14 protein-coding genes are annotated in these 13,899 nt (G+C 32.4%); 4 read left to right on the top strand and 10 right to left on the bottom strand.

Features of this window, described 5'->3' with window-relative positions; all coding sequences use genetic code 11:
* Positions 1-82: 82 nt before the first annotated feature.
* The 7 genes from NST64_RS01775 to pgsB form a co-directional block, all read right to left on the bottom strand.
* Positions 83-376, bottom strand: a complete 294-nt coding sequence (locus tag NST64_RS01775; RefSeq protein WP_039984097.1) for a hypothetical protein — start codon at positions 374-376, stop codon at positions 83-85.
* Positions 377-619: 243 nt separating this feature from the next.
* Positions 620-2,101 carry a xylulokinase gene (gene xylB, locus NST64_RS01770; RefSeq protein WP_107632271.1) on the bottom strand — a complete coding sequence of 494 codons (1,482 nt, stop codon included), beginning with the start codon at positions 2,099-2,101 and terminating at the stop codon, positions 620-622.
* 189 nt (positions 2,102-2,290) lie between these two features.
* Complete coding sequence (locus NST64_RS01765) at positions 2,291-3,889, bottom strand: gamma-glutamyltransferase (RefSeq protein ID WP_002449535.1); 1,599 nt, start codon at positions 3,887-3,889, stop codon at positions 2,291-2,293.
* A 1-nt stretch (position 3,890) separates the two neighbouring features.
* A complete protein-coding gene (locus NST64_RS01760; RefSeq protein ID WP_002449238.1) occupies positions 3,891-4,052 on the bottom strand; it encodes a hypothetical protein in 162 nt (53 codons plus the stop codon).
* On the bottom strand, positions 4,042-5,112 hold the full coding sequence (locus tag NST64_RS01755) for a CapA family protein (RefSeq protein WP_002449286.1): 1,071 nt from the start codon (positions 5,110-5,112) through the stop codon (positions 4,042-4,044). The genes NST64_RS01760 and NST64_RS01755 overlap by 11 nt, the downstream gene beginning before the upstream one ends.
* 23 nt (positions 5,113-5,135) lie before the next feature.
* Positions 5,136-5,588 (bottom strand): poly-gamma-glutamate biosynthesis protein PgsC, encoded by a 453-nt coding sequence (gene pgsC / locus NST64_RS01750; RefSeq protein ID WP_002449243.1) that lies wholly within the window; start codon positions 5,586-5,588, stop codon positions 5,136-5,138.
* Position 5,589: 1 nt separating this feature from the next.
* Positions 5,590-6,747, bottom strand: a complete 1,158-nt coding sequence (gene pgsB / locus NST64_RS01745; protein ID WP_002454839.1) for a poly-gamma-glutamate synthase PgsB — start codon at positions 6,745-6,747, stop codon at positions 5,590-5,592.
* A gap of 338 nt (positions 6,748-7,085) precedes the next feature.
* Between pgsB and NST64_RS01740 the strand changes: the two genes are divergently transcribed.
* Both NST64_RS01740 and NST64_RS01735 read left to right on the top strand, forming a co-directional pair.
* Complete coding sequence (locus NST64_RS01740) at positions 7,086-7,403, top strand: hypothetical protein (protein ID WP_002488227.1); 318 nt, start codon at positions 7,086-7,088, stop codon at positions 7,401-7,403.
* A 65-nt stretch (positions 7,404-7,468) separates the two neighbouring features.
* The gene (locus NST64_RS01735) at positions 7,469-7,612 is read left to right on the top strand and encodes a hypothetical protein (protein WP_002449276.1); all 144 of its coding nucleotides are present in this window, start codon (positions 7,469-7,471) and stop codon (positions 7,610-7,612) included.
* 220 nt (positions 7,613-7,832) lie between these two features.
* On the opposite strand, the gene NST64_RS01730 is transcribed toward NST64_RS01735, so the two are convergent.
* Positions 7,833-8,810, bottom strand: coding sequence for an alpha/beta hydrolase fold domain-containing protein (locus NST64_RS01730; RefSeq protein ID WP_107632272.1), 978 nt, complete (start codon positions 8,808-8,810; stop codon positions 7,833-7,835).
* 161 nt (positions 8,811-8,971) lie between these two features.
* On the opposite strand from NST64_RS01730, the gene NST64_RS01725 reads away from it, so the two are divergent.
* Positions 8,972-9,934 carry an L-lactate dehydrogenase gene (locus tag NST64_RS01725; RefSeq protein WP_049432689.1) on the top strand — a complete coding sequence of 321 codons (963 nt, stop codon included), beginning with the start codon at positions 8,972-8,974 and terminating at the stop codon, positions 9,932-9,934.
* Between the two features lie 52 nt (positions 9,935-9,986).
* On the opposite strand, the gene NST64_RS01720 is transcribed toward NST64_RS01725, so the two are convergent.
* Positions 9,987-10,313, bottom strand: a complete 327-nt coding sequence (locus tag NST64_RS01720) for a thioredoxin family protein (protein ID WP_002454835.1) — start codon at positions 10,311-10,313, stop codon at positions 9,987-9,989.
* A 206-nt stretch (positions 10,314-10,519) separates the two neighbouring features.
* On the opposite strand from NST64_RS01720, the gene NST64_RS01715 reads away from it, so the two are divergent.
* Positions 10,520-11,572, top strand: a complete 1,053-nt coding sequence (locus NST64_RS01715) for a zinc-dependent alcohol dehydrogenase family protein (protein ID WP_142805683.1) — start codon at positions 10,520-10,522, stop codon at positions 11,570-11,572.
* Between the two features lie 173 nt (positions 11,573-11,745).
* Here NST64_RS01715 and ptsG read toward each other — a convergent pair whose 3' ends face one another.
* Positions 11,746-13,773 (bottom strand): glucose-specific PTS transporter subunit IIBC, encoded by a 2,028-nt coding sequence (gene ptsG / locus NST64_RS01710; protein ID WP_002449343.1) that lies wholly within the window; start codon positions 13,771-13,773, stop codon positions 11,746-11,748.
* Between the last annotated feature and the right edge of the window lie 126 nt (positions 13,774-13,899).

Raw genomic sequence — 13,899 nt, 5'->3', positions numbered from 1 at the left:
TATTTATTGTTTTCTTACTCACTCTATTTCTTAACGGGGTGGATCTCTTATACACACAAACATACTTAACTATATCGTTTTACTATTCTAAAACGTTAGAATAAGTTGTTATATTTTGCGTATCGATGAGTGTATACATGATATAAAATAAATCATGAAAATGATTGAAAAAAAGTTGAAAGGATAGAAATGGCATTTCTAAACATGCATACTTATTGTAAATTGTACGAATGTATACATAATATTCTAGTAATAATCGTTTAAATAATAAATTTAGGAAAAGATTCATAGAGGGTTTTAAATCATTGGAATTTAAATAAAGCGTCTCAATCATATTTACGTGTGATAGTTGATCAATGAAATGGGTATCGTTCATAACTATCACTCCTTTCCATACTTAACAGATAGTGTTATTTGGAATGAGGAATTTATATATATTATTTAATATCTATATTAGATTTTTGTCAATATATTTTTTATAAATATAATATTTTAATTATAAAAAGGAATGTTAATCGGAATTTACTATTAAAAAAGTAGGGACATAAAAACGATGTCTGTCCCTACTTTGTCATCTGATTCTTCGAGTTTCTTTCTAAATAATCATGGGCTAAACGCTTTAAATCTTTAATAATGCTTCTGTAAGTTGATGTGTATGTTGATAGATTTGTTTATAAATATTGTAATAAGATTCATATTGTTGGTGTCGTTGCAAATTTGGTTCATATATATGTTCAACGTCTATAAATTGTGCTACACAGTCATCAAAAGAATCAAACCATTGTAATCCGTACGCCGCAATCATTGCTGCCCCCATACTTGGTCCTTCTTCATGCTTCAATTTACGTATAGATGCATTAAAAATATCAGCTTGCATTTGAAGCCAAAATTCACTTTTTGCCCCTCCACCAATTGAAGTAATATGTGTAATTTCTTTTCCCGCTTCTCGCATCAATTGAATTGAATCATATAAAGAAAAGGTAATACCTTCTAGTACCGCCCGTGCAAAGTCTGATTTAGAATGGTTACCGCTAATACCAATGAAACTCCCTCGAATAAATGCATCGCCATGTGGTGTACGCTCACCAGCTAGGTAAGGCGCAAATAATAAACGATTTGCACCTATTGACGAGGTACTCGCTTGTTTAACAATTTCATCAAACGTATCGTTATCAAAAAATGTTCTCTTTAACCAATTAAGACTATATCCTGCAGCCAACGTTACTCCCATTGCATAATATGTATTTGGAACACTATGATCAAAAAAATGTATATTATTTTTATAGTGCGTTTGATTACTTTTTTCTACGTTTACGATTACACCAGAAGTACCAATACTACATAATGTATCATTATCATTGATTATACCTGCACCAATAGCACCACAGGCATTGTCTCCACCCCCAGCAAATACTTTTACTGGAGATGTAAAACCAAGTTCACTCGCTAAGGGGTCTTGAATCATTCCAACTTCGTCTGTGGATTTCACAAGTGATGGATAAACATCTCCTATATCAAATGTATCTCCAACGTCTTTTGACCAATCATGCGTTTCTGGACTAAGAAGGAGCGTACTTGCAGCGTCAGAATATTCCATGTGAATCTTACCCGTTAAACAATAACGTACATAATCTTTAGGAAGAACGAACACATCTACTTTCTTCCATAGTTCAGGCTCATGTGTACTTACCCACATCATCTTAGGAAGTGTAAAACCCTCAAGAATCGGATTTCCATTTAATCGCTCTCCATAAACCGATCGAATTTGCTTACATTGTTCTGAATTACGTGTATCATTCCAAAGGATAGCATGTCGTACAGGGTGACCTTCTTTATCTAAGGCTACTAGTCCATGCATTTGACCTGAGAATGAGATGCCCTTCACTTTATACGATTTCATTTCATCAGAATGATTTAACCGATATATGCCTGTTTTAACTGCATTAAACCATTCCTCTGGATCTTGTTCGCTATATCCAGGTTGGGATTGTATTAAATTTAAAGGCACACTTGTTGAAGTAATCACATGGCCTGTTTGATTTACCGCAATAATTTTAACTGCGCTCGTTCCAAGATCAATACCTAATACTGCTTCTTTCATACGACTCACCCTTTATATCACTATTCATATCATTATATTAATGACAATTTATTATTTTTATATTTTCTATTGTAAATAAATTAAATTTAGCTATCTATGTATTTATGATAGCGTTTTAAATAATTATTTCAATACTTATTTTGAGTAAATAAAAAAGGACAAAAACCGATTGATTTTTGTCCTTTTTTATTATCTATTCCCTACATCATGCCCAATTTCCACTGTTCTATCATTCTTATTATAAACGGCACCTTGCACACTACCAAAGTTAGGGTCGTTACGTTTTTCTTCTACACCAAAACCTAGACTTTTGAAAATATTGACATCGTTATCATCCATAGCATTTTCATAGAAGATTGTTCCACCATCATTATAAAAACGTGGCTTATTAATAGATTCTTGCAACGTACCATTTCCTCTTAAATAGTCTACAATGACTTCATTAAGAATCGTTGGAATTTTATTTCCTCCTGGCGTACCAATGCCCATATAGAAGTCGGGTCCAACAATAATAGTAGGTGACGTATAAGAACGTGGTGCTTTATGTTTCTCACCATAATTTGGACTGTTTGGATCTGTTGAAAAGTTTGTTAGTGAGTTGTTCATGTAAAAACCTTCTTTAACATATTTACCTGTTCCAAAGAAGCTTGATAATGTATTTGTAGTACTTGCTAACTTACCGTTCTTATCAATCACTACAAAGTGCGTTGTACTTGTGTTATCAATACGTTGTGTATTGAAGTCACTACCTTGTTCGTCAAAATTGATACCGTTAATCTTATCTAATAAATAATCTTGAGACAAGTAGGTATTGCTACTAGATTCTTTGCCATTAACAATATCTCTATTTCGATACATAATATCACGAGATTTGACAATCCCTGTAATATAATCTGTACGATCATTTGCAGAATTTACGCTTTCATCAATCTTCAAACCTTGTTCCATTAAGATCCCACCTAATGGGTTAGATGCAGCATAAACAGTATTGTTTAAATATTTTGTACTAATAGGTTTCTTTTCTTCTGTTTTTACTTGTTTAAAATCCTCTTCAGTGAGTTGATTTTTTAATTGTTTAGATAAACTTTTTCCAATATGATTATAAAAATAATCCGGCCCTTTATCTCGAATTTTCTTTAAAGTATTTGCTAAAGCAGGTTGTTTTACAATTGCACCTTCACGAACTGTACGCTTGCCTTTAAAGAAGGGAGAGTTTCGATCAATGTCAGAACCAAATAATTTCAAACTACGTTCTAACTCTGAATCTACTTCAAAGCCATCTTCAGCTAATGGAATGACATAGTTTAAGATTTTTTTCTCATCCATTTTACCTTCTTTTTCATGCATATCATGTAAACCGCGTACAAAACCAGGTGTCCCTATTTTATCTCCTTTTTTGTAATTAAATGAAGATGTTGTTTTATATTCATACATGCGAGGTTCTTCACCATTTTTACCATCGTAGGTAAGTGTAGCGCCGCCACCACCTAATCCAGATGAATGAGGTTCTGTTACTGCAAGCGCGTATGCGACACCTTCCGCTGCGTCAACTGCATTACCACCATCTTCAATAATTTTATTACCTACACGTGTTGCGATAGCATTGTTTGAAGCGACACCATACGTTTTTTGCTCATCAGAGGTTGCTGATTTACGGTTAGCAATCTTGTTTTCATATAGATCATCTTTATCAGGTTTATCTTCTTTATTAAAAAAATAAAATGTAAATGAGATTAAAATTGTAATCACTAAAATGACTGATAGTGTCACTTTATTATAGATATTCATACTACTTGGCCCCTTTAGATAAATATTGCTCCGTGGCTTTATTTAATTCATTTTTTTCGTAATTATCGAGACCTTCATTTGCTCTAGCAAATGTAACCATTAATAAAATAGCAATAATAATGAGTGTTGTAACAATAGGTAACCAATTTTGTTTAATATTCAAAAGAATACCCCCCATTCTTTTCTTTCAGATGAATTGTTTTATCTTTAATATTATTGTAATAACGTTGTGACTCCATACTATTCATATGATCTTTTGTTAATTTTCCATCTGCAGAGCGAACAGGTGTAATTTGAAATTGATGATGCTGACCATCCCAATCATGTTGAACAACTATACTTTTTTGATTTTTTGATAGAAAATCAGCAGAGGTTAAATTTCCTAAACTATAAAAAATACTAGCATGTTTATATTTCTCAATACTTTGTATAACTGTATTATGGCCAATGATTACATCTGCACCTGCATCAACTAATGCATGAGCATAAGCTTTTTGGCGATCTGTTACATTACGTTCGTTAGGAATCCCCCAATCTACGTTCACAACTACAAGATCATTGTTTTCCTTTAAGTTTTTAATTAATGGTACAAAAATTTTAGGATCTAAGCTAATAGATGTCGTATTTTTTAAAGGATCTTCATAATACGATTCAATATCTGTGAACGAAACATTAGCGACTTTTTTATTTTTAACTTTTTGTTGCACTGTTTTACTATTAATTGGATTCGAACCATTTCCAGTTAAAAAATTATAATCTGTTTGTGCTTCAACTTTTTTGGATAAATCTTGCGCTTGTACATTATCTATAGTGCTATTAATTAAATTGATACTTTTAATATTTTGTTTTTTTAAAAACATAATGTTTTCTATGTTTTTGTTTAAATTTTCTTTAGGATTTTTAGAAAATTGGTTCACATATAAAGAAGCTGTGGAAAAATCACTTTGTTGTAATGGCTGTCTTAAACTTTTAAAAACATCATTTAAATTGACTTTTCTGATGTCATTATTCAAAGTGATATTTCCTAAATATGTATTTCTAATACTATTACCTGAATGTGGCATCGTCTCTACAGGTTCAACTTTAACAGCTCGAATAGCAAAAATTAGAAGTACTACTGTGATAACTAAGACAATAAACGTATACAAAAAGTTTCTTCGTTTATGTCGTTTTGATTGCTTAAGTAACCATTCGCTCGCTGATAATCGTTTTGTTTTTTTCATTATTATGCGCTCCTCGCTCGCGATTAATTAATAAAGCTATATAAGAACAAGATGACATAAGTCATACATGTTAATAACATTGTTGTAGCTAATGTAATTACAACACCTTGTTTTTGAATGGTATTGGCAATAATACCAGGAATAACAACTCCGATACCTGAAACCTCTACAACTTCAAATGGAGTGAGTGGATAAATTAAATCAAAAATAAATTTTAGAACCATACCAGTTAAAATCATCGCTGCAAATTTACGTCTACCATAAAGAATGACCCATCTACTAATACCAAACGTAACAATAAAATAAGTGAGACAACTAATGACCAACACAGATAGTAACATAATGGGTTGATCAAAAATAAGGGCTAAATAACCAGGTACAACAAGACCTGCGGGATTAATCCCAAATTTTTCTGCAAAAATTAAACTTAATACAATACCAACAAATAGGGAAAAGTATAACTCCGAACCTATCATTTTATTCTATCCCTTCTATAAATTCTGCTATTTTTCCACCTGGACCATGAATATTTCCCACACAAAATATGAGTGCCTGATGTGATTCACTAAGAATCGCTTTTTCTATATCTGAAAAGTCATGATTTTCAAGATTTATGTATGTCTTTTCAGGTAGCCGTTGCATTATATCTGTAACCATTTGCGTGCTTTTTCCTGTGCAAATTAAGGTATCGAATTCGACGTCCTCAATAAAATTTTCAACGAACTGGCGCGTTCGATCTACCCTGTCAGAACGACAGTTCAGAATCACTACTTTTTTTGTATAAGGATAATCGTATGATTCCACTTTATTTAATATCGCTTTCGTAGACTGAGGCTCATTAGCAGCAAACGCATTAACAAATACATTTTTTGTGTTATTTGCATTAAAATATTTAATTTCAACCGCTCCAGGATCGGGAGGCGCATTTAACATTCCGCGCAGCGCAACGTCTTTTTCAACTCCTACAGCTTGAGCTACACCTAAAGCGATGGCTACATTATCAGGAAATACTAAATAATTAAATTTCCTTAAGTATGATTCAGGTATATCATTTTTATCTACAACAATAAGTTCAGTTTTACGTTTTTTAGCTTCTTTAGCAAAAAAGTCTGTAAACTCATCCTTCATGACTACTAATTTTCCATTTCGGGGAATCGTTGCAGTAAATGCTTGAGCAATATCTTGAAGTGTCGGCCCTAATACGTCCATATGGTCTTCCATAACATTGACAATGACACCAATATTCGCTTTTACTAAATCTTCTTGAAAGACAATTTGATAATCTGGATTAACTGCCATACATTCATTAACAAGCGCATTGCCTTTTTGCTTAACTACTTTTTGCACAATGTCTCTTTGTTCTCCTATGTTGGCGCCTTGCGGTTTTCTAAGGACAGGATATTCTTTCTCTGTAAACCAATACAACATTCTGGCATCAGTACCTGTTGTTTTACCAATGACATGATATTGATCTTCTCGCAAAATACTATAAATCATTCTTGTAATAGTTGATTTACCACGAATACCATTAATATTTATTCGTAGAGGAATCTTATTTAAACGGTGTGTATGTCGCTTTTTCTCTCTAATTCCTAGAAATAATATCAAAGCGATACAAATGATAATGAGAATCAAACTGAAGTCCCTCTCTTTAAACATATTTTGTCTTTCATTTAATATTATCTTAATTAATGCGTTAAACACTTTAATAAGGGTATGCTATCATCTTAATATTTAGTCAGTTTTAAAAATGTAAATATTCAGTTAAGAATAGTATAAAATTATAAAAAAGTTAATAAAACATAAATATTTTCTCGGATAAATTATTGATTATTTTAAATTACTATAAACAAATTTAATTATCGTACATTTATTAATAGTAAATTGATAAATATTTACTTCTTATTTACATTTACTTAAAACTCTCATGTTAGTTTATAAGTAAACATTGCTATGACTCTAGGAGGACATAAATGGATAAATCTATGGCTAAACCTGTTAAAATTGCAGTTGGCATTTATCTTGCTTTAGTTTTACTGGCTTGTTCTAGTTATCTCATCTTTATTTTGATTGGCAGTCTACAAGGAAATGACATGAGTCATTCTGTCCTAGATACTGACCCTCGTTATATCAACAATCGTTCTCAATCTTCTAACGAGACAATCAACAAAAATGAATCACCACATTCGACTTCAAACTTTACTGAAATTAAAAAAGAAGATGCTCTACCTTCACATAAAAATACTATTAATATTCAATATAAAGAAACAGATACTAACTCTAGAGAATAATACAAGTTAGTATCTGTTTTTATATTTATATAAAAATTGTAATATCGTTTATAGAGGTACATCATATGGACACTACTCATAAACGAACAAGAGAAATACTGTTTACTATGATAGGTGCCATAGTTATTATGGGACTAAGTGGTACAGTATCTGATTTACTATTCAATCAACGTCATATACATGCGGATGGGTATGTTACTTACTGCTAGAGCTAGACTATTAATAAGTGACATTTTTTATTGAATTTCGATAAAATTTCCCAACCTAAACATTCGATTTTCATTGTATTTCAAATGCTTAGAATGATACTCATTTTACTCATTATTTTATTATTACTTTTAAAAAACAGCCTAGGCAGATGTGATATCAAAGATATTTTATTCTTTATTTTAATGCTCTTAAAAATAACACTAACGTTCAAACTAGTATTTAATCTTTTCCCATTATATTTTTTAGTTGTGTAAAGAACTTTTGACGTTCTGGTAATGGGAAAATAGGATAAATATGGAATAAGTTATAACCTGGTGTAAAATCATGTTCAATTCCTTTATCATTTAACATTTTAGAGAGCTTTAATGCATCTGGATATAGCGTTTCTTTTGTTCCTATAAAAATAGATATACGACCAAGACCTTCTAAATCTCCGTTAATTGGTGATATTTTATAGTCTTCTATTGGCGTATCACCAGACCATAATTGAATGAAATATTTACTTCCTTCAATTCCTAACATAGGATCTATTTTTTCATATTTCTTAGCTTCAGGATTGCTAAATGTTGCATCAAGAACTGGAGACAGCATCACAATATGTCCTGGTTGTGGTAATGGTGTTTCTTTTTTAAGATATTGTGCAAATGATAAAGCAATTTGACCACCTGCTGAATCTCCCATTATCGTCATATGTTGTGGATTTTCTACTTCTAATATTTCTTTTTGATAAATATTTTTTAGTAATTCAAATGTTGTTCGATAATCTCTATGAGGTACTTTAGGATAGACAGGCATAATCACTCGTGCATCCAATTCTCCTGCAAGTTGATCAATAAAATCAAAATGATTATCTAATGGATCTTGGAACCAAGCACCACCATGAATGTAAAGCACAACATCTTGATGAGGCTCTCTTTTATCATTAACAATATATGTGACAGACCCATTAATACTTCTAGTATGCGCACGATGTTTAAATTCATAATCTGTCCCATCATATTTACCAGCTGTTAAAGATTTGACTTCCTCTAATGCTTTTTTAGCCTCATTCACATTTTCAAATGTTTTTTTCATTCCAGACATACGAATATATTTTTCAGTAATAAAGCTTTGATAACTGCGTTTTTCTTTTACTTTAATGTAAGCTAAAGTTCCAAGAATTGCAGATGTCACTACGGTTAACAATCGTTTTTTCATTTTTTAACCTCCTATACTCTATATTATTATATACCTCATAGTCATTATATTTTAGTAAATCGCTTATTCAACTTTTAAAGATTTAAAAAAATAATGATACGTGCTATTCTAAATACAATTATCAGAATTTTTATTTTATTTTAGAAAGTAGGTTATGCTGAATGAAAAGAAATAAAATTGTGCTTATTGGTAGTGGATTCGTAGGTTCTGCGTTTGCACATGCAGTTGTAGATAAAGGACTAGTCGATGAGCTAGCTATTATTGATATTGATGAAGATAAAGCAAAAGCAGATGTATGGGATTTAAACCATGCTACACCTTTTGGAGATAAGTTTGTAGATGTACATCTTGGTTCGTATAGTGATTGTAGTGATGCTGATATCGTCGTCATTTGTGCAAGTGCAAAATTAGATAAAGGCGACACACGTTTAAAATTATTAGAAGATAATGTAAATATCTTTGTGCCTATGATTCAAAAAGTCATTGCTCATGGTTTCGATGGTTATTTTGTACTTCCATCTAATCCAGTCGATATTATGAGTTATGTCATAAAACGTGTGTCTCAATTTCCTAAGAATAAAATTATTGGATCAGGCACTTCATTAGATACAGCCCGCTTCGAATTTTTCTTAAGTCGCACGTTTGATGTGGCACCACAAAATGTCTATGCGCCTGTTATTGGCGAACATGGTGATTCTCAAGTAGCTGTTTGGTCTCATGCTCAAATTGCCGGCGAACCTGTTCTTGATTTATTGAATAAAGGAGTAGACCAAACCGCGTTCAAACAATCTATCGCTTCTCAAACTACTCAAGTGGGATATGATATTTACGTTCGAAAAGGTACTACAAACTTCGGCATATCATTAAGTTTAGTACGTATTGTAGAAGCTATTTTATTTAATAAAAATGTGATTATGAATGTGTCAAGTTATCTTGAAGGTGAATATGGATTAAATGACCTTTATATTGGAACGCCAACAGTGATTAACGGTAATGGTGCTGATCGTGTCATTGAACTGAAATTAGAAGAAGATGAACTTACTCGTTTCAAACAATCAAGTCATATTATTTTAGAGCATCAACAACGTGCTGATGCTATCATTGAAGCAATCTTAAATAAATAGTAAAAAAAGCCTAAACACAACAATTCATTTATCGTGTTTAGGCTTTCTTAACTTAATTTAAACTCTCATGCATTAAACTTAACTGGTGCTCAAAATCTTGCATATCGATAAAACGCGCTTGTCGATGCATTTCTTTTCCGTCCAAAAATATTAAATCCACTGGAACAGTAAATATAGATAGTTCTCCCGCAATAGCTTCTACATTAGATTGATTGATAACAGCAAAATGTACTTTAGAATAATCATTGACGATATCTTCAATTTGTGGCAATACCGCATGACATACTGAACAATGATTCCGCATAACATGAATCACTACTAATCGATGCGTTTGAATAAATTGATGAAATTGTTCTATACTTTCAATATTTTTAGTCATATTTTCACCTACTTATTTAATTTAACGGTCTAGTTCTCTTATACATATTTATTTTACGATGTTACACTTATTTTTTCATCTAAATCCTCTTGTTAAATACGTTTAACAAGAGTTCAATGATTTTCTCTTCAAAATAGAATACATCTTATTAAATTAATGTTATAATGTTTGTGAAATAATTCACAATTTATATTGGAGGAATCAACATGAAAGCTTACATCTATGAAAAACCTGGCGTAGCTAAGCTCGTCGATAAAGAAAAACCAGTTGTTACGGAAAGTACTGACGCTATTATTAGAATGGTCAAAACAACAATTTGTGGTACTGATTTACATATTATTAAAGGGGACACACCTGAAGTTCCTCAATATACCACATTAGGTCACGAAGGTATTGGTATTGTTGAATCTGTTGGTTCTAATGTCAATAACTTCAAAGTCGGCGATAAAGTCATTGTGTCTTGTATCTCATCTTGTGGCAAATGTTATTACTGTAAAAAAGGTATCTATGCTCATTGTGAAAATGGCGGTGGATGGATATTAGGACATCTTGTTGATGGTACGCAAGCAGAATATGTGAAAGTCCCTTTTGCAGATAATTCTTTATATCATGCTCCTACTTCTTTATCTGATGAAGCACTCGTGATGCTTTCAGATATTTTACCGACTGGTTATGAAATTGGCGTATTAAAAGGAAAAGTAAAACCTGGAAGCACTGTTGCTATTGTAGGTGCTGGACCAGTTGGATTAGCTTCTTTATTAACTGCTCAATTCTACTCACCTTCAAAAATAATTATGATTGATTTAGACGATCATCGTTTAGCTACAGCCAAAAAATTTGGCGCGACTCATACAATTAATTCTAATCATGTGAATGAAGCAATTCAACAAATCAAAGATATCAATCATCGTGGCGTCGATGTTGCTATTGAAGCAGTTGGTATTCCAGCAACATTTGATTTATGTCAAAAGTTGATTGGCGTCGATGGAACAATTGCTAATGTTGGTGTTCACGGCTTACCCGTTCAATTTGATATCGAAAAATTATGGATTAAAAATATCAACATTACAACGGGTTTAGTTTCTGCTAATACCACTGAAGAATTGTTGGAAGCTCTCAAATCTAAAATCATTCAACCAGAACAACTCGTGACACATTATAGTAAATTAAGTGACATTGAAAATGCTTATGACTTATTTAGAAATGCTACAGATCATAAAGCTATCAAATTATTAATTGAGAATGATATAACTGAATAATGTTGTATATTAAATAAAAAGTAAGGGGGACAGAATTCTTTCTGAATTCGTCGCCCCGCCATGGCAAAGAGATTAGAATTGAAAAACTTGAGACCACACCTTTTCAATTCAGTCATCGACTGTCAACACATTAAAAACGCCTGAGACACATATGATGTCCCAGGCTTGTTTTATTACTTAATTGTCATAATGCGTTTACCAGCATCTACTGAATCAACATCATCGAATGTTAATGTTTTATCACCTTGATTTGTAATAATCACTGGTGTAACGACACTTGGCGCATGTTCTTTTAAGTATGCTAAATTAATTTTCATTAATGGTTGACCTTGTGTGACAGGTTCATTGACATCGACTAAACTTTCGAAGCCTTCACCATTCAATTTCACTGTATCGATACCAATATGAATTAATACTTCAATTCCTGTATCAGATTCTAAACCGATGGCATGTTTCGTTGGGAAAATCGTTTTAACTGTACCATCAAATGGTGCTACAATTTCGCCTTTTTCAGGAACAAATCCAATACCGTCACCCATCATTTTTTCTGAGAATACTTTATCTGGCACTTCAGATAATGGAATTATATGACCTGTACCTGGTGCATAGATATCCGTTTCTTTTACCTCTTCCAACTGTACTGGCTCATCTGATGTATCTTCAGTCACAGTGGTTTCACTAGGTTTTGTGATATCTCCATTCATAATGCGTGCCATATCATGTTTAATTTGATCTGATTTAGGACCAAAAATCGCTTGCATATTATTTCCTACTTCAAGCACCCCTGAAGCACCAAGGGCTTTTAGTCCTTCAACGTCTACTTTAGATTTATCATTGACTTCAACACGTAAACGCGTAATACAAGCATCTAAATGCTTGATATTTTCTTTACCGCCCATTGCATCTAACACATCAAAAGGTAATTTACTTGCAGATGTATTAGCTACAGAGGCTTGTTTATCTTCACGACCTGGCGTTTTAAAGTTGAATTTAACAATTAAGAATCTAAATACAACATAATAAATAACAGCGTAAACTAATCCTACTGGAATCACTAACCACCATGGTGTTTTATTTGGAAGAATACCTAATAAAACAAAATCTATGAATCCTCCAGAGAATGTATATCCTAGATGTAAATGTAGTAGATAAAGTGTTAAAAATGATAATCCATCAAGTACTGCATGAATAAAGAATAATAATGGTGCTACGAATAAGAATGAAAATTCTAACGGTTCAGTAATACCAGTTAAGAATGATGTTAAAGCTGCTGATAACATCAAACCTCCAACTACCTTTTTATTCTCAGGTTTAGCTGTTTGATAAATTGCTAATGCTGCTGCTGGTAATCCAAACATCATAACAGGAAATTCACCTTGCATGAATTTACCTGAAGTTAAATGAACACCTTCACGTATTTGCTCAATAAAAATACGTTGATCTCCTCGAATAATTTCTCCAGCTGCATTTTTCCAAGAACCAAATTCAAACCAGAATGGCGCATGGAAAATATGATGTAAACCAAATGGAATAAGTAATCGTTTAATAAATCCAAATAAGAATACTGCCAATCCAGTATTAGAATCTAACAAACCTGTACTAAATGCATTTAATCCATTTTGAATGAATGGCCAAATCCAAGCCATTGGGAAAGCTAAAATAAACGATGTCGTTGCCATCATAATCGGCACAAAACGTTTACCCGCAAAGAACCCTAAATACGATGGTAAGGAAATATTATAAAACTTGTTATAACACCAAGCTGCTAGAGCCCCTATAATAATCCCACCAAACACTCCAGTTTGAAGTGTAGGTATGCCTAAAACATTTGCGAATCCTTTAGATGGATCTTCCAATTGTGCTGGTGTAACATTTAAGAATGCTCCCATGGTTTTATTCATAATAATAAATCCGACAAAAGCTGCAATGGCTGCTACACCATCTCCACCTGCTAGTCCAATTGCTACACCGAGTGCAAAAATGATAGGTAAGTTATCAAAAATAATACCACCAGCACCTGTCATCATATTAGCAATATTTTGAATTACTCCATTTTTAATAAATGGAAGATATTGCTGTAATGCTTCACCTTGAAAAGCTGTTCCAATTGCTAGTAATAATCCAGCTGCAGGCAAGATTGCCACAGGTAACATCAATGCTTTACCAATACGTTGCAATTGTCCAAATAGCTTTTTAAACATTTTGATTCAATCCTTTCAATATATCTTTTTTACGCATTAAAAAAGCATGACCAAATAAGCCCATCATTTATGACAAAAATAATGATAGCTTATCTGCTCATGCCTAATTAAATAGTAACACGCAGT

Origin of the sequence: Staphylococcus sp. FSL W8-1268, from assembly GCF_038003965.1 — a bacterium.
Lineage (GTDB): Bacteria > Bacillota > Bacilli > Staphylococcales > Staphylococcaceae > Staphylococcus > Staphylococcus hominis.
This window is presented reverse-complemented; position numbering and strand designations above follow the sequence as displayed.